Below are 17788 nucleotides of genomic sequence, written 5' to 3' on the forward strand. Positions count from 1 at the left end.
TGACAATCTAACCAAAATGGATTGGAAATTGAAGTGCATCGTGTTACCCGTTCTTGTTTTATGTTAATAGATAGGATGCCTGGCCAATTGAAATAAAGAGTGATAGCTTCCTGAAATTGTTAATCCAACGCTCGGATCGCTTTGCCGTAGTAAGTGTCTGAGCCAATACTTTTAGCTGCTTTTCGGTAAGCATCTTTAAGTTCATTGTCGCCTTCCCTGACTTGAGAAGCTAAAGCTATCAAGGCTTCTGCGCGGTAAAAGTCAGAGTCTATCTCTTCTATAGCATCCAGTAAAACCAGCAGGGTAGCTTTATTCAATGTTTGTTCAGCTGCCTTTTTTATAATAGAGGAGGAATAAGAAGAGGAGTTAATTTCTGTAATAGCTCTGGCAAGGTCTTTGGTAACTTCACTGGACAGTTTTTGCTCTTCCAATACCTTACTTAGAATAACGGAAGCATAATAATCTGACGACATTTCATCTTCTACCAAATTGATGATTTTAAGCTGGATCTCTTCATTTAGTTGCTCTTCCAGGAGGTCTGAAAATATGCTTGCAACATAATAATCTGAACTTACATCTGATATGACCTCTATGATCTCCTCTGTTGATTCGGAAGATATTCGCTCCAGCGCCAATGCTTTTTTTAAGAGTTCAGTCTGATAATGGTCCGAACTGACTTCCTGAGCGGCCTCTATCACTTCCCTGATCATTTCATCGGTGAGGTCGTTAAGTTCCAAAGCTTTGGACAGTAGTTCTGCCTGGTGATAATCCGAATCAATCTCTGAACTGGCCTTTATGATGTATTTGAATGATTTAGCAGAAGCGTCACGATCACGTAATACCTCTTTTAGTACGCTTGAGGCGTAATGGCTACTGCCTATATCGCTTACCACGTCAAAATAAGCTTCGGCTACTACTTCATTTTGCAAAAAGACCCGGTTGTGTTCTTCTAGTAGTTGTGCCTGGTAATGATCTGAGTCTATGGCGTCCTCTATTTCCCCCAGGATATTTACCAGGTCATTGGACGTAAGTCCTTTTTTTCTCAAAAGCATCCGGAAATAGGTATTTTTTACATGATCAGAGTCAATTTCTTCTATCTCTTCCAGCACCCGGTTTGTTCCTCCTTTTCTATAAAACCGCTCAACCCGGCTTTGTGCAGCTATTCCGGTGGATCGTACAATATCAGGCAATATCTCTGCCAGCCACTCCCTGCCATAAGGTTCCCAGGGTTGTTCTTTTCTTCCTTCGTAGTATTGCTTACTTAACCCGGACGAACGTTGCTCTATGAGAATAGATCTTTTACTACCAAAAGTTGTTTTGTCGATTTCCAGGTATCCATTCTTGGAGATGGAGATGATGTCCTTATCATCATCCGTGACTTTAATATTTCCCTTATATTCTATATTAAAATTATTGCCACTACCGTGTGATATGTTGAGTGCGTTGCGGTTACTACTGATAATCGTTCTTTCGCCGTTGCTTTTTATGACCAGGCGCTGTGAAGAAGCATGAAACGAAGTACATACCATGATAATGGTGGTAAGTATTAACCCAACAGTTCGAGGTCCGGGATGAAGAGGACCTCGAATGGGATGATAATTATTTTGACCTTGAAAATGCATATGTTGTTGTAATGAGTTCATTATAGTACACTACAATCTTGCACCATTTGTTGCCTCTTTTGAAGGGCAATGTAGTAAAGTGCAGAATGAATGTATCAAACTGTAGGAATCAAGTAGTAAAAAACCGATTGCCTGATGGTTATGCACTATTGTATTAATGAATTGATGGATGCTTTTGATAAATAATCGGGCTTACAACCTTGTTTAAATGGCTCAAATGAGTGATTTGAGTTCCTTTTAAACCCCATTTCTTTACGCATATTATATTAGCATTTCCACATTCGGAATACTATTTTTGCAGCCATGGCAGAACAGATCCTGATCCTGGACTTTGGTTCGCAATACACACAGTTGATTGCCCGCAGAGTCCGAGAATTAAACGTTTATTGTGAGATACATCCTTGTAATCATCTCCCGGAGATTACAGACGACATCAAAGGAGTTATCTTTTCAGGCAGCCCATGTTCTGTTCGGCAAGCGGATGCACCGGCAATACCTGTAGAACGGTTTCAGGGAAAAATACCTGTGTTAGGCGTGTGTTATGGCGCGCAATGGATGGCTCATCAAAATGGGGGTAACGTATTACCTTCGGAAATACGTGAATTCGGACGGGCAAAGCTATCCAAAGTAGATCAGCATAATGAACTAATGAAGGAGATGTCAATTGGCTCACAGGTATGGATGTCGCATGGGGATACTATTTCAACGTTACCTGAAAATTATGAAGTCATTGCCAGTACGTCTTCCATAGATGTGGCTGCTTTCAAAGTTAAGGACGAACAGACCTATGGCATACAGTTCCATCCGGAAGTGACACATTCGCTTCAGGGTAAAACACTGTTAAGAAATTTTGTGGTCCATATCTGCCAATGCGCACAAGACTGGACCCCGGACATATTCGTAGAAACTACTGTTCAAAATATAAAAGAACAGCTAGGAGATGACCAGGTGGTTATGGGCCTTTCAGGTGGAGTGGATTCTTCGGTAGCAGCGACACTTATCCACAGAGCAATTGGGAACAAACTGCATTGCATATTTGTAGATAATGGGCTATTAAGGAAGAATGAATTCGAAGAGGTTCTTGAGTCTTACCAGGGGATGGGACTCAATGTTACCGGAGTAGATGCTAAAGACAAATTCTATAAGGCACTGGAATCACTCACTGATCCGGAGGACAAACGTAAAGCCATCGGGCGTGTGTTTATAGAAGTTTTTGATGAAGAGGCTCATAAAATTACCAATGTAAAATGGCTGGGGCAGGGCACTATCTATCCTGATGTTATTGAGTCGGTTTCTGTAAAAGGACCTTCAGCGACGATTAAGTCACACCATAATGTAGGCGGGTTGCCGGACTTTATGAAGCTAAAAGTGATAGAGCCATTAAACACCTTGTTCAAAGATGAAGTGCGGCGTGTAGGAAGAACACTGGAAATTGATGATAAGATACTTGGCAGACACCCTTTCCCGGGTCCAGGACTGGGCATAAGAATATTGGGAGATATCACTCCTGAGAAAGTACATATACTTCAGGAAGTGGATCATATTTTTATCAAAGGACTTAAAGATGCCGGTCTTTACAGCGATGTATGGCAGGCGGGAGCCATGCTATTGCCTATACAGTCCGTCGGAGTGATGGGAGATGAAAGAACGTATGAACGCGTGGTTAGTTTGAGAGCGGTTGCCAGCGTAGATGGCATGACCGCAGACTGGTGTCACCTGCCTTACGAATTTTTGGCTGATGTCTCCAATGAAATTATCAATTCTGTGAAAGGGGTCAATAGAGTAGTGTATGACATCAGCTCAAAACCACCGGCTACCATTGAATGGGAGTAAAAAATACCTATGAAATTTATAAAGAATACATTGTTTGTCTGGCTTTTGTGTCTTTCTATACTGGGGATTTCACAAGATTTTCAACAGGATTATTTGTTTGCCAAGAATTTTTTCAACGAAGGAAAATATAAATTGGCTCAGGAGGCCTTTAAGCCATTAATTCCTAAAAATGAAAATAATCCGTTTTCAGCTTATGCGAGCTTTTATTATGCTGTGTCAGCCTACCGGGAGGGATTTCCTGCACTTGCTAAAGATATGTTTCTTCAGGTAAAGCAAGTTTACTCTAAATGGAGCCGGATAGATGAAGTTAATTACTGGCTTGGGCAAATTTATTTTGAAAAAAAAGCTTACGATCTGGCTGTTGATGTACTGAGAGACATTAAGTCCAAAACCATCAAGGCAGATGTCAGCGCCCTTAAAAAGCACTACTTTTCTCAAATTTCAGATAATGACCTTCTTATAGAGCTTTATCAAACCTATCCTGCTGAAAGAGAATTAGCCGGTGCGCTGGCTACCAGTATTTCGAAGCAGCCTCTCGTAAATCAGGACCATGATCTTATGAAAGAGATCATAGACCGCTTTCAACTGACTCCTGAAGACTTTAATGTGATTACTATTGAAAAGCCAGTCTTTAAGAAGGAATATAAGATAGCTATGTTGTACCCCTTTATGGTCAAAGACCTTGAGCCGGATGAAAGAAAAAAGTTCAATCAATTTGTGTTGGACATTTACCAGGGTGTTGAACTTGCCGTGGATAGTTTAAGAGGTAAAGGAGTGTCATTGAAATTATATACCTACGATACCCGCCGGGATGAAAAGGTAACACAAATGATCCTGGAAAAAGACGAACTTAAGGGTATGGATTTGATCATTGGCCCGTTTTCTTCCAGGCTCACAGCCATGGTAAACCAGTTTTCATTTACCCATAGAATAAATGTCATTAATCCTTTACGTACAGATTCGGACGTGATAGGGAATAATCCATATGCTTTTTTGTATAACCCCAGTAATGAGACTATTGGAAGGAGAATGGGCGATTATGTGATAAAGAACATGGACCGCAAGCCGGGTATTATTTTTTACGGAGAAAGTAAAAGCGATTCTATACTGGCCCATGCTTATAAAGAACGAGTAGAAAAAGACAGTTTTAATATTATTATCACAAAGCGAATAAAAAAAGACGCTACCAGGGAAATATTGGATATCCTGCTGGTTTCTGATAAAAAACTGAGCGCAGCCTCTTCTGAGGAAGCAAAAGAACGCTATCGCATCCCCCCGGATAGTATCAGTCATATTTTTGTGGCTTCTACAAATGACCTGATCTCGTCTAAAGTTATCAGTGCCGTTGAGACAAGGGGTGATTCGGTAAAGGTCATGGGGCCGGCGGACTGGCTTGAATTATCGCTTATTGATTACGATGCCTACCGAAGACTTAATGTCATGCTCTATGCACCTGTTTACAAAGTGAAAGATTCAGAAATGTATGATGCGTTCAGGCAGGCTTACGTAAGAAAACACAAAGTGGCGCCCAATAAATACGTGGAAATTGGTTACGATTTAATGATGTTGGTGGGGAATGCACTGGATAAATACGGCAAATATTTTCAGATAGGATGGAATAAGGAAGAGTTATTGGAAGGAAGCCTCACGGTAGGGCATCGTTTTAAGAATAGTAACGACAATCACATTGTCCCTTTGCTCACCTTTGAAGATGAAGGGGTGAAAATATCTTATGAGATTGAAGACGATAAGTATGCATTTCAAAAGCAGTAAGCAGCTATTTCAAGACGCACAGAAGTTTATACCCGGTGGAGTGAACTCTCCGGTAAGAGCCTTTAAAGCAGTAGGAGGTGACCCCATTTTCATTAAATCAGCAAAGGGAGCCTATGTATATGATGAAGATGGTAATAAGTACATAGAATTGATTAATTCATGGGGACCGATGATCCTTGGTCATGCACATGAGCTTATAGAAAAGGCAGTGTGTGACGCTATCCAAAATTCGCTATCATTTGGGGCGCCGACACGAAGAGAAGTTGAGATGGCCGAGCTCATTACTCAAATGGTGCCTTCCATCGACAAAGTGAGAATGGTAAATAGTGGTACTGAAGCTACTATGTCGGCAGTTCGGTTAGCGAGAGGGTTTACAGGTAGAACTAAGATCATCAAGTTTGAAGGGTGTTATCACGGACATGGTGATTCTTTTTTGATTGCAGCGGGCAGTGGTGCAGTGACTATGGGAGTACCGGACAGTCCCGGAGTAACCGCCGGCACCGCAAATGATACGCTTACTGCTCCTTATAACGATCTTGAGTCTGTTAAGGCTTTACTAGAAGCAAATACCGGTCAGGTAGCGGCACTTATCATTGAACCGGTGGCCGGTAATATGGGATGTGTTCTTCCTAAAGCAGGGTTTCTGGAAGGGTTAAGAGCACTCTGTGATGAACATGGAGTAGTGTTGATCTTTGACGAGGTTATGACTGGCTTTCGATTATCGCCGGCCGGGGCGCAGCAGGTATATAATGTTAAGCCGGACCTGACTACCCTGGGTAAAATCATAGGCGGAGGTATGCCTGTGGGTGCATATGGAGGTAAAAAGGAGATTATGGACTGCATATCGCCCGTAGGACCGATTTATCAAGCTGGTACGTTGTCAGGAAATCCGGTTGCTATGGCGGCAGGAATTACCATGTTGCAGTATCTTCATGATCATCCCGAGGTATACACACAACTCGAGGCGATTACATCGCGTATGGTGAATGGAGTGAAGGCAAATCTTAACAAGCTTGGCCTTAGCTTCACCATCAATCATATAGGTTCTATGTGGAGCTTATTTTTTAACAATGGTCCCGTTTTTGACTTTGAATCTGCCAAGAAATGTAACACCGCGCTATTTGGACACTATTTTAAAGAGATGCTGAATCAAGGGATTTATCTCGCACCTTCCCAATTTGAGGCATTATTTGTTTCTACGGCCATCAGTGATCAAGACATTGAAAGAATCACCTCAGCAAATTACCGGGTGCTTGAATCATTGAAAATCAATGATATATAAATAGGTGAGCGGTCCTTTTCTCTAGTAAAGAAGAAAGGAAACCACGATCTCAGTAATGAAAAATATAAATATGCAGCTCAGATATATCATGCCTGTGACATTGAACTTTATCAAGGTTTTAAACCAATGCTGTTTGTATACCTTTAGGAAAGACAGGTAAGCGTAAGTAGAAACAACAATGAAGCTCAACATTCCAAAAATTGCTGCATTGTCCTCATCAGATATCGCATACACCATGACCAGCAGGCTTATCCCATAAAAAAAATAGGCAAATGTATGTAAGTGTAATGCATGTATCAGATGTTTGATATAAAGCTGATCTCTTCTCGCATAAAGTAACTTCAATATGAGTGCGAAAAATGGAATTAGTATTAACATCATAAGGGGAAGGTTTTTCAGAATATACTCCACGAATTGCTGTTGGTCAGCGCGGTTTACCCGAATGATTTGACGAATAATATGTTCCTGCAATTCTGTAATATTTCCCATATGCAAAGAATCATATACCTGGTGGTCCGTAATTTGTCTTTTGTCTCTCAACTCGTCAATGAGTTTCCAATCTATTTCATTAAACACATTAAAAAAGTCCTTATTCTCATTTGAAGTAATTTTATCTATGTCTTCTGTGGCATTGTGGCTGGATTTCTTGTAGCTGCTGTCTGTTTCGACCCTTACCGGACTTATAATAGTCGAGTTGACCTCTTTTTCGTTGTTCATGACATCAAAACGCAATAATTTTTGTGCAGTAGTGCTGTCCAGAGCTATTTGCAATGCCTCTTTTTCGGTAGATGTAATATTCTTTTTGAGTGCTTTTCGTAGATCTTTTAACTTCGGGCCGTTGAGTTGTTTTTCTATTTCCTGTAATTTTTTCGCACCTAATGTTGCTTCGAGCGTGGCGAGGTCCTCAGCTTCAAGCCCTATAACATCATCCACTGTGTGATTTACCTGTATAATACCTTCATCGCCATCCTCTTCAATAGATTTTTTACCTACTAAAGTAAATATGAAGAAAAAGAAAAGGCTCACTACCAAGTAAAACCTGAGTGGATGTGCAAAAGACATTCGCTTACCGTTTACATAGGAAATAGTTAGGTTGCCTGGTTTAAAAAGAAACGGTATGACTGTATGCGCAAATTTCGAGTCAAGGGCAAAGAAGGTGTTAAAAAAGTCACTGACCAGCATGTTGAAGGAGACATAATTATCAGTGTTCTCCTGCCCGCACCTGGGGCAATAATTATAAACGCTGTCTAATAAAGCGCCACAATTGGGACATTCATTGGTTCTTCGTCTGATTTTCATTAGCGTCGATGCAAGTAATAAAATATCCGGTAAATGCTAAGCTACAAATCCTTAAAAGAATCATTATTTGATTAAAAATTCAGTTACCTTATCGGCCGTAACATAATCTATAATACGACACATAAATAGGTGAAAAACAACAAATATCATGTGATTTACCTTAAGATGGTCCGATCTAACGGATTTTTTACTATTTTTATATTTTGACGAAGTCTGTAGTGTTATTTGTCTACATATTTTTTAATAGCATGACCGTGAAAAGACCACGCATTTTTTTAGCTGCCGGCATGATGTTTCTCTGTCTTTGTAGTTTGGCGCAAAGCCGTAAGGACAAGAACCCGGTGACCTATGAGGAACTCTACGATGAACCTTATCAGATAAATAAGCTGTTTGTGCAATTTCAGCCAATGTATGGGGAACTTTATGTTTCAAATGTCAATGCTGGATTTGGACTGGAAGCCACTTATTTTTGGAAGGATAAAATGACATTCCGGGCACATGGGCGGCTCACCTATTTCAAACGTTTTGACTTTACCCGGGACCTTGCAGAGAAAAACAGTAATGTGCAAAACGTGCCTAATGTATTTAACTATTATGAGGCAGGAGCTACCTATCACATTAAAGATTTTGAAGAGAGCTCTTCGACGAAAATGTTTCTCTACAAAAAGAGTTATCGGGGCGCCCGTTGGGCATCCCGGGTTCCGTTGACGGCTGAAATACCATGTAAAGTGAGGAAAATATATGGTACCCGGCTTGGAGGTATTATATTTGATACCTCAGTAGATATTAACCGAAGCCTTGAAGCCCAGGACAAAACTTCTGATGTATTAGTAGATACTGACGGTAACTCTATACCTGCTGTGTTTACGGATGGCAATGGGGAAGAACAAGAGCTAGACATCTATAGCGGACAAAATGTAGCCGGTATTTATGTCGGAGGTTCAATTTCATGGATCAAAAATGTGGCAGTAGATTTTGATAGTAAATATACCGAAGGTGTAGACGACCTTATTTTTACCGCTTTTTTAGATATTATAGTAGCTCCTTCCGTGGGTGTGGATGATATCCGTTATAACGGTGTTGTATATTCCTCTGATGCACTGGACACCAGTATAATTGGCTTTAGGGCTGGTATTGATGGCAAATTCAATCGGACATGGAGCTGGGGATATGGTGGTGAAGTGGGAATACGACCGGGACTTAAGGGCAGAGGCTTTTATGCATTAGTGAAAATAAGCTTCCCGGTGTTCAGCACTAACCTTGACTATTCCGTAGAGGCATTTGGCAAGTAGGCCTTTTCGAAATTCTTTATCCACACAGTCTGATAAGAGGGATTTGCAATTAAAGAATTAACTTCGTTTGACTTCACACTCAATGGATATTTCAGGCTGGAGAGAATCTGCTACTGAACAGTATTTTTCTAATGATAAGGCTGTGATTTTTTCCAATTCTTCGACGGTAGCGTCAGGGGATATGAGCAGAAATTTTAATTTTATGTCTGTAAAGCCTCTTGGGTTTTCTTCTTTACGTGTACCTTCTGCTTCTATGATAAGATCATGAACTGTTTTTCTTCGTTTGGGGACCATCAAAGCAATTTCCACAGCAATACAGCCTGAAAGTGCACTTAAAACGAGTTCCATTGGTGAAAGGTGGAGTTTGCCTTCAGGCTTCATATCAATATTCACTATTCGCCCGTCTTCAGTGCTTGCTTTATATTCATAATCACTGGAATACCTGGTGGTAACTTTCATATCTTATCGTTTAATTTGCCGGTATGACTGGAATTGATAAAATTAAGGCGAAAATCCGGGATGTTAAAGACTTTCCCAAAGAAGGTATTATTTTCAAGGATATCACACCTCTTCTTCTGGATCCGGTATCTTGCGATGATGTGCTTGACGCTTTATTGGCGCCATGGGCCGACCAAAAAATAGACGCTATTGCCGCCATCGAATCCCGAGGGTTTTTCTTTGGAATGTTGATGGCCAATCGACTTGGTGTGCCATTTGTGCCTGTCAGGAAGGTCGGCAAGCTGCCCGCCAGGACGGTCCAGTATGCTTACGAACTTGAGTATGGACAGGCTGTTATTGAAATTCATGATGATGCATTACAAAAAGGAAGCAATGTTTTGATACATGATGATCTGCTGGCAACAGGAGGTACAGCTCGTGCAACAGCTGAATTAGTGCAACTGCTGGAGGGAACTGTTACAGGCTTTTCTTTTGTGATCGACCTGACATTTCTTAATGGGGCTTCAATTCTTCAGAAATACAATAAAAATATCCGTTCAGTTATCGCGTATTAATTCAATGTTGAAATATTTCTTTACTATCATGCGGATATGATCCTTAGTAAGAGGTTTGGAAATATATTCATCTATTTGTTCATAGCTTTCTGCCCTTCCAATGTCCTCTTTGTATACCGATGAACTGAGCATACATAATACTGATCGTTTCGGCAATTGAGGCCATACCCTGGAAATATATTCTTCCAGGAACTCCCATCCATTCATGATGGGCATATTGATATCCAGAAATATCAGATCCGGAAAATCTTCGAAATTTCCCAGGTTGTCAATCAGGTACTGCAGCGCTTGCTGTGCCCGTTGAAAATCGTCTATTTTTTTCGCGAAATTACAGTTTTCTATTACCTTCCTATAAATGAAATTTGAAACGTCATCATCGTCAATGATAAGTACCTTGAGTGTTTTATTTATTATCTTCTCCAAATCAGTACCGTTTAAAATAAACCATGAAAGAGGTGCCTTGATTTACTTCACTTTCAACCTCTATTTTTCCTCCTAAGGATTCTATTTGCGATTTTACAATGTACAGACCTAGTCCTTTTCCTTCCTTGGCTTCGTGAAAGCGTTGATACATTCCGAATAGCTTATGTCCTATCTTCTTCAAATCCATACCAATGCCATTATCTTTAATTGTGAGCACGGTATAATTGGCTATAACTTCTGTCTTGAGTGTGATGACAGGTGGAGCTTTCCCACGATACTTCAAAGAATTGATCAACAGATTTTGAAGAATACTTTCTAATGCTGACGGTCGAAATGTAATGGACCTCGCATGACTAAAATCAGCCTGAATAGTTGCCCCCACTTCTTTGATCTGAGTTTCAATGGCCCGGGATACGCGCAGTAAGATATCTTCAAATTCTACCGTTTCATTTTGTATTTCATGATGATCTTTCAAGTCTACCAGTTGTGTAAGGTCATTCAAACTGGACTTTAACTGATCTACTGAAAGTAGTATTTTCTTGTAGACCTCAAGATTGGTATCACGTAAGGGGCTTTTAGGATCGTATAGTTCCAATAATGTATCTATGTTTACCACAGGAGCACGAAGGTTGTGCGACGTGATGTAAGCAAATTGCTTCAATTCCTGGTTGGATATCATTAACTTATCTGCTAATATGGTGAGCTCTTTTTCGGTTTGTTTACGTTTTGTGATGTCTACCATCATCAATAGAATGGTAGGTTCCTTGTTTAGTTGAATAAGTTCTGCGGAGAGTAATACATTTCGTTTTTCATTGTGTCTGTTTAGTAGAATGGTCTCTTTACCATAGATTTTTCCTTCTTTGACTAACTGTTCCTTAAATGCGTTGTGGAGTTCCTGGTCTTGCCAGATATTTAAATCGATTGATTTCTTGCCTATTACCTCACCACTATCCATCTGTATCAAATCCAGGAATTTCTGATTTGCATCGAGTATTTTTCGATCTTTTAGCCGGGTGATCTTTACAGGAATTGGGCTTATATGGAAGGCCTGGTAGAACCTGCGTTCCGATTCCAGGGCATGAAAAGCAATTTCTTTATTCTTGGTTATGTTCCTTATTACAGACAAAAACATATTTTCTTTATACCAGACCGACCGTACTTCGAAATACTCTTTTTTATCCTCAGCCGTACATGAAAACTCCCATGTCCTGCTTTCATTGACATTATGTATGGATTGAAACCTTGAAATGAATTGTATGCCGATATTCTCTCCAAATACTTCCGTGACGTTTTTTTTAATGATTTCATCCGGTTTAAAAAAAATGGAAAAGTTACGAGGTATCTGGACATCAAGAATAACCCCATCTTCTTTGTTGATAAATATAGCATCAGGCAAGGTCTCAAGAAGCGCCATATTTCTGGCCTGACTTTCTCTTAGCGCTATGCCTGCTTTCTGACTTTCTGTTTCGTCCAGGATCATCCCCTCTATACTTACCAGTTCTCCTCTTTCCGCGAAAATCCCTTGTCCTCGTTCTAAAACAAATTTTGTGTCCTTGTCTTTAGTTATGATCCTGTAATGGACCTCGAACGGTTCTTTCTTGTCTAAGGCATCACGGATATCATGCCAGACACGATCCTTATCTTCAGGGTGTGTTATCCTGGTAAGGTCTACCGCATTTTTCCCAAAAAATTCGGAGTCGTGATAGCCGGTAATCTCATATGCGCCTGAACTGATAAACCTCATGGTCCAGTCTTTATCATTACCGGTGCTATACACCATGCCTGGAACATTCTGTAGGATGGCGCTAAGTTTTTGCTGACTTCTCTTTAACTCTTTTTCAGCTTGTTTTCTTTTTGTAATAAATTCAGTATGAATAATAAGTCCACCAATATTGCCTTCGTTATCTGTCCATGGCCTTACTTCCCATTTTAGCCATTGAGGAGTTCCGTCTGTTTGGACGAAATAATCTGCTGCATTTGATTCAAATGCTCCTTTTAATGCTCGTTGGTGCACTTTTTTCCAATAGTCCGTTACATCCGGAAACAACGTATAATGGTTTTTGCCTACAATGGATTCGGTCGACATTTTTTTCGGATGTTTCCACCAGTCGATGAGCCATCGGTCGCTACAAGCCATGTAATTCATACTCCGATCGAACATAGCTACGGCTACAGGCGTGTGTTTAATAAACTGCTGAAGGTTTCTTTCAGAAAGTTCTACCTCCCGGTTATGATCTTTGATGTAGGTTATGTCCTTATTGATAAGTAAAACAGCCTTTTTCCCGTGCCATACTACAGGGATCGCTGTGGAAGATACATATTTGAGTGTCCCATCTATACAAATAACCCCTTGTTCAAAGGGAGGAGCTTTTTCTCCCTTTTTCGTCACCTGGGACAGTCTTTTTTTTAGTATTTGTTTATTTTCCGGCAGTGTGAAATCTCTGGTCGACTTGCCAATCAAAGTTTCTATATTATCCGCTTTTAGTAGATCTGCAGCAATTTGGTTGGCAAATGTAATTTTTGTGTCCGGAGTTTGAATAATAATGGCTTCCGATGAATTCTCCGCTAATGCCTTATTCAATAACTTGCTCTCATTAAGTCGCTGTTTGGCTGTTTTTTGTTCGGTAACATCAACAATACATCCTGTATATCCTGCAATTTTCTCTGTTGTACCGGGGTTGGGGTGAAAGTGAATAATTAACCACTTTATGCTCCCGTTTGCGACAAGTAGCCTGGTTTCTATTGTAAAAGGTACATCTGTACCAATTTTGGCTTCCCATTCACTTTTTACTCTTCCCGTGTCTGTAAAATGCACAATGGTTAACCAATTGTTGCCCTTAATGTTAGATAATGGTGTGCCAATCAGTTTTTCCCATAGGCTATTCACATAGGAAACATTCCCATCAGCGTTCACATGGAAAATACTGAATGGGGATATTTTGCCCAATATAGATAAGGCATTGTCGTTTTGCTGATTTAAAGACAATTCAACTTGTTTCAAAGGTGCAGAGCTTCAATTGGTTAAGTAAATTATAGATTTTAAAAATAACTAACAATGAGATGTAATATAGTTACAAACATTACGTCAAGACTGATGTTATAATTAGTAATGGATGAACTAAAAAGGATTCCCGTTTTCCCTTTGAACATACTGCCCCTGCCTGGAGAATTAGTGCCCCTTCATATTTTTGAACCAAGATATAGGGAGCTTTTAAAGGATGTAGAAGTAAATGATATTGAATTTGGTATTTTATTCGCTCACCCTTCGAATGAAAAAAGATTGGGTTCTCTGGTTAAATTAGAGTCGATACTTAAAAGGTATGAAACAGGTGAGTCCGACATAGTAGTGAAATGCGTCGATACGTTTATACTGTCTAAGTTTTATAACCAATTAAGTCCTAAGCTTTATCCCGGCGGAGCGGTGTTTTTCCTGAACGCGATGGATGAGAGTTCAGTATCTGCTGATCTTTCTGCGAAATTTGAAGAATATATGGTGTTGCGCAACTCGAAAATTGATGATTGTGAATATAATATCCATGATATTGCCAATGAATTGGACCTGGATTTGACGGACAGGGTTAAATATCTGAGACTTTTGACTTCGGACAAACGCCAGCAATTTATCAATGAACGACTGGATTTTAGAAAGCACGTGCTTGACTGGGAAGTAAGAAGTAAAGACAATTATTACTTGAACTGATGATTTACCTGACTCCCCGAACCAGTTTTTAATGCCAAAATCTCCTTCTTGAATTGCCCGTCAGGCCGGTTTTTGTAATATCCATTACCAGCCATCTTGTGAACTCTACTGTTCCTGCAAGAGATTAAAATGAATTTTAATGAAATTCTATACCCTTTACGTTTACATATTCCTTCTGTACTGTCCGCCTACTTCGAAGAGTGCATTCGTAATTTGACCTAACGAGCAAACTTTACAGGCTTCCATTAATGCAGCAAAAAGGTTTTCATTTTTAATGGATGCTTCCTGAATGTTATTTAAATGGTTAATGGCCGTTTCATTATGCATGTGATGCAGGTTTTTGAGCATGTTTATTTGGTACTCTTTTTCTGCCTCTGTGGCACGTATAACTTCCTGAGGTATAATAGTAGGAGAGCCTTTTGAGCTGAGAAAGGTATTGACTCCTACTATGGGAAATTCACCGGTATGTTTTAACGTTTCATAATGCAAACTCTCCTCCTGGATTTTACTTCTTTGATACATTGTTTCCATAGCGCCTAAAACCCCTCCGCGTTCAGTTATCCTGTCAAACTCTGTAAGTACGGCTTCTTCCACTAGATTGGTGAGTTCTTCGATTATAAATGAACCCTGGAGCGGATTTTCGTTTTTTGCCAACCCTAATTCCTTGTTGATGATCAATTGTATGGCCATTGCCCGGCGTACAGATTCTTCGGTAGGTGTAGTGATGGCCTCGTCGTAGGCATTGGTATGAAGCGAGTTACAGTTGTCATAGATCGCATAGAGTGCTTGCAAGGTGGTTCGTATATCATTAAAGTCAATCTCTTGCGCATGCAGAGACCTACCGGAGGTCTGGATATGATATTTCAACATTTGAGACCTTGCATCCGCGCTGTATTTTTCTCGCATGGCTTTGGCCCATATCCTTCGTGCTACACGCCCTATAACAGCATATTCCGGGTCAATCCCATTAGAAAAGAAAAAAGACAGGTTAGGGGCAAACTTGTTGATGTCCATCCCTCTGCTGAGATAGTATTCTACATAGGTAAATCCATTGGCTAGTGTAAAAGCCAGTTGCGTGATAGGGTTAGCGCCAGCTTCTGCAATATGGTACCCTGAAATGGATACCGAATAGAAATTCCTCACATTCTGCCGGATAAAATACTCCTGGACATCGCCCATTAGCCGTAAAGCAAATTCTGTTGAAAAAATGCATGTGTTTTGGGCTTGATCTTCCTTTAATATATCCGCTTGTACCGTGCCCCGGACAGATGCTAACGTCTTGATTTTAATTTCCTCATAAATGTCTTTTTCCAGCACCATATCTCCTGTAACGCCGAGCAGCATAAGCCCTAAACCGTCGTTTCCTTCTGGTAACTCACCTTGATACTGAGGTTTTGGTATCCCCTTTTCCTGGTATATCTTGTCAATTTTTTGAGTGACTTTCTGTTCCAGTCCATTTTGCTTAATGTATAGTTCACATTGCTGGTCAATGGCTGCATTCATAAAAAAGCCTAGCAGCATTGGAGCGGGCCCATTGATTGTCATGGATACAGATGTACGCGGATCCGCCAGGTTGAAACCGGAGTAGAGTTTTTTCGCATCATCCAGGCAACATATAGAAACCCCTGCATTGCCTATTTTACCATAGATATCAGGCCTGTAGTCAGGGTCATTTCCATATAGCGTAACCGAGTCAAAGGCCGTAGAAAGCCTTTTGGCAGGCATAGCCAGGCTAACATAATGGAACCTTCTATTCGTACGTTCCGGTCCGCCTTCACCGGCAAACATACGAGTAGGATCTTCACCTTCACGTTTGAACGGATAAATGCCGCTCGTGTAGGGAAACTCACCCGGAACATTTTCCTGTAAACTCCAATGCAATATATCGCCCCAACTTTGAAATTTAGGTAAGGACACTTTAGGTATTTGTGATCCGGACAACGATTTTGAGTGTGTCGTAATGGAGATCTCTTTGTCTCTTACTTTAAACAGGTATGACTCATCTTTATATTTTTTCCATTTTTCCGCCCAACTTTCCAGGATCTTTAAATTCTTAGGGTCCAGATCCAAAACCGCCTTTTCGTACAGGTTGTCCAGTTCTTTGGATAACATTTCTTTGGTTTCTGAGTCTGACTCCTGAACTATTTCCATAGACCTTTTAAGAGCGAACAACTTTTCGGCTACCTCTTTTTGAGCATTCGCCCATTCACCATAGACGCGGTTGGATTCTGATATTTCTGATAAGTACCTTGTTCTATTGGCAGGGATCACATATACCTTTTCTGACATCTCATTGTTGATCTCAAAAGTGGAATGAAGGTCAGCAGAGGTCTTATCCACAATGTTCTGCATTACGGTCACATACAGTTGATTCATTCCAGGATCGTTAAACTGTGATGCTATGGTGCCGAAGACAGGTAAATCCTCATCCTTTGCTTCCCAAAGGTTATGGTTACGCTTGAATTGCTTCTTTACATCGCGTAAAGCATCAAGAGCTCCCCGCTTATCGAATTTGTTAATGGCTATTACATCAGCAAAATCAAGCATATCGATTTTTTCAAGCTGTGTTGCAGCCCCATACTCAGGTGTCATAACATACAGACTTACATCACTATGGTCTGCAATTTCGGTATCTGACTGACCTATGCCTGAGGTTTCAAGAATGATCAGATCATAAGAAGCAGCCTTAAGTACCTGTATAGTTTCGTCCACATGTTTGGACAGTGCCAGGTTGGACTGTCGGGTAGCTAATGATCTCATGTAGACCCGATCATTTTTTATCGCATTCATCCGGATCCTGTCACCAAGCAAAGCGCCCCCTGTTTTTCTTTTAGAGGGGTCTACAGATACAATTGCTATGGTTTTATCTTTAAAATCAAGAAGGAAACGCCTGACCAACTCGTCCACTAAAGAAGATTTACCCGCTCCACCTGTACCTGTAATTCCAAGAATGGGAGTAGCGATCTCTTTGGCTATTTCACGAATAGCAGTAAGGTCAGCGCTTGCGTCTTCCGGGAAATTTTCAGCTGCAGATATTAACTTGGCAATAGATTTATGGTCTTTTTCTGCGAGATGGTTTACTTCACCGTTCAACTGATTTCCTGTAGGGAAGTCGCTTCTTTCAATTAAATCGTTGATCATTCCCTGCAAGCCCATAGAACGTCCATCATCCGGTGAGTAGATCCTGGTGATACCATAGGCATGTAATGCTTCAATTTCATCAGGTAAAATAACTCCGCCACCGCCGCCAAAGATCTTTATATGTTCAGCGCCTTTTTCTTTTAAAAGGTCATGCATGTACTTGAAATATTCATTGTGTCCGCCCTGATATGAGGTCATGGCTATAGCCTGGGCGTCTTCTTGTATGGCAGTGTTGACCACTTCTTCCACGCTTCTGTCATGGCCCAGGTGTATTACTTCGCAGCCTGTGGCCTGAATGATACGGCGCATAATATTGATCGCTGCATCATGGCCGTCAAAAAGGCTGGCAGCGGTAACAATCCTTACTTTGTTTTTTGGTTTGTAGGGAGTTACATTATTCATAGGTCAAA

At 40.6% G+C, this 17788-nt stretch carries 12 protein-coding genes; 6 read left to right on the top strand and 6 right to left on the bottom strand.

Annotated elements, in window-relative coordinates; all coding sequences use genetic code 11:
- Positions 1 to 119 precede the first annotated feature (119 nt).
- Complete coding sequence (locus FNH22_RS17590; protein ID WP_143399741.1) at positions 120 to 1643, bottom strand: hypothetical protein; 1524 nt, start codon at positions 1641 to 1643, stop codon at positions 120 to 122.
- Between the two features lie 282 nt (positions 1644 to 1925).
- Between FNH22_RS17590 and guaA the strand changes: the two genes are divergently transcribed.
- Genes guaA through hemL form a run of 3 tightly spaced genes read left to right on the top strand, consistent with a single transcriptional unit; the run spans position 1926 to position 6510 of the window.
- Positions 1926 to 3455, top strand: coding sequence for a glutamine-hydrolyzing GMP synthase (gene guaA / locus FNH22_RS17595; RefSeq protein WP_143399742.1), 1530 nt, complete (start codon positions 1926 to 1928; stop codon positions 3453 to 3455).
- A 9-nt stretch (positions 3456 to 3464) separates the two neighbouring features.
- A complete protein-coding gene (locus FNH22_RS17600; RefSeq protein WP_143399743.1) occupies positions 3465 to 5228 on the top strand; it encodes a tetratricopeptide repeat protein in 1764 nt (587 codons plus the stop codon).
- A complete protein-coding gene (gene hemL, locus FNH22_RS17605; protein WP_143399744.1) occupies positions 5209 to 6510 on the top strand; it encodes a glutamate-1-semialdehyde 2,1-aminomutase in 1302 nt (433 codons plus the stop codon). The genes FNH22_RS17600 and hemL overlap by 20 nt, the downstream gene beginning before the upstream one ends.
- 21 nt (positions 6511 to 6531) lie before the next feature.
- Here the strand turns inward: hemL and FNH22_RS17610 are convergent, their stop codons facing one another.
- Complete coding sequence (locus FNH22_RS17610; protein WP_143399745.1) at positions 6532 to 7809, bottom strand: DUF3667 domain-containing protein; 1278 nt, start codon at positions 7807 to 7809, stop codon at positions 6532 to 6534.
- Positions 7810 to 8063: 254 nt separating this feature from the next.
- Between FNH22_RS17610 and FNH22_RS17615 the strand changes: the two genes are divergently transcribed.
- Positions 8064 to 9101, top strand: coding sequence for a hypothetical protein (locus FNH22_RS17615; RefSeq protein ID WP_255518084.1), 1038 nt, complete (start codon positions 8064 to 8066; stop codon positions 9099 to 9101).
- A 57-nt stretch (positions 9102 to 9158) separates the two neighbouring features.
- Here FNH22_RS17615 and FNH22_RS17620 read toward each other — a convergent pair whose 3' ends face one another.
- The gene (locus FNH22_RS17620) at positions 9159 to 9560 is read right to left on the bottom strand and encodes an OsmC family protein (RefSeq protein ID WP_143399746.1); all 402 of its coding nucleotides are present in this window, start codon (positions 9558 to 9560) and stop codon (positions 9159 to 9161) included.
- A 23-nt stretch (positions 9561 to 9583) separates the two neighbouring features.
- Here FNH22_RS17620 and FNH22_RS17625 point away from each other — a divergent pair, with 23 nt between their 5' ends.
- Positions 9584 to 10114, top strand: a complete 531-nt coding sequence (locus FNH22_RS17625) for an adenine phosphoribosyltransferase (RefSeq protein WP_143399747.1) — start codon at positions 9584 to 9586, stop codon at positions 10112 to 10114.
- On the opposite strand, the gene FNH22_RS17630 is transcribed toward FNH22_RS17625, so the two are convergent.
- Positions 10097 to 10537, bottom strand: a complete 441-nt coding sequence (locus FNH22_RS17630; RefSeq protein WP_185154274.1) for a response regulator — start codon at positions 10535 to 10537, stop codon at positions 10097 to 10099. The two genes, FNH22_RS17625 and FNH22_RS17630, sit on opposite strands and share 18 nt — an antisense overlap.
- Position 10538: 1 nt before the next feature.
- Positions 10539 to 13538, bottom strand: coding sequence for a PAS domain S-box protein (locus FNH22_RS17635; protein ID WP_143399749.1), 3000 nt, complete (start codon positions 13536 to 13538; stop codon positions 10539 to 10541).
- 108 nt (positions 13539 to 13646) lie between these two features.
- Here FNH22_RS17635 and FNH22_RS17640 point away from each other — a divergent pair, with 108 nt between their 5' ends.
- On the top strand, positions 13647 to 14237 hold the full coding sequence (locus FNH22_RS17640) for an LON peptidase substrate-binding domain-containing protein (protein WP_143399750.1): 591 nt from the start codon (positions 13647 to 13649) through the stop codon (positions 14235 to 14237).
- A gap of 162 nt (positions 14238 to 14399) precedes the next feature.
- On the opposite strand, the gene FNH22_RS17645 is transcribed toward FNH22_RS17640, so the two are convergent.
- Complete coding sequence (locus FNH22_RS17645) at positions 14400 to 17780, bottom strand: methylmalonyl-CoA mutase family protein (RefSeq protein WP_143399751.1); 3381 nt, start codon at positions 17778 to 17780, stop codon at positions 14400 to 14402.
- Positions 17781 to 17788 lie beyond the last annotated feature (8 nt).

The sequence above is a fragment of the Fulvivirga sp. M361 genome, from assembly GCF_007097395.1.
Lineage (GTDB): Bacteria > Bacteroidota > Bacteroidia > Cytophagales > Cyclobacteriaceae > Fulvivirga.

Coding starts and splice junctions, on each gene's coding strand:
- FNH22_RS17590 (WP_143399741.1), bottom strand. CDS start 1,643: ATGAACTCATTACAACAACATATGCATTTTCAAGGTCAAAATAATTAT.
- guaA (WP_143399742.1), top strand. CDS start 1,926: ATGGCAGAACAGATCCTGATCCTGGACTTTGGTTCGCAATACACACAG.
- FNH22_RS17600 (WP_143399743.1), top strand. CDS start 3,465: ATGAAATTTATAAAGAATACATTGTTTGTCTGGCTTTTGTGTCTTTCT.
- hemL (WP_143399744.1), top strand. CDS start 5,209: ATGCATTTCAAAAGCAGTAAGCAGCTATTTCAAGACGCACAGAAGTTT.
- FNH22_RS17610 (WP_143399745.1), bottom strand. CDS start 7,809: ATGAAAATCAGACGAAGAACCAATGAATGTCCCAATTGTGGCGCTTTA.
- FNH22_RS17620 (WP_143399746.1), bottom strand. CDS start 9,560: ATGAAAGTTACCACCAGGTATTCCAGTGATTATGAATATAAAGCAAGC.
- FNH22_RS17625 (WP_143399747.1), top strand. CDS start 9,584: ATGACTGGAATTGATAAAATTAAGGCGAAAATCCGGGATGTTAAAGAC.
- FNH22_RS17640 (WP_143399750.1), top strand. CDS start 13,647: ATGGATGAACTAAAAAGGATTCCCGTTTTCCCTTTGAACATACTGCCC.
- FNH22_RS17645 (WP_143399751.1), bottom strand. CDS start 17,780: ATGAATAATGTAACTCCCTACAAACCAAAAAACAAAGTAAGGATTGTT.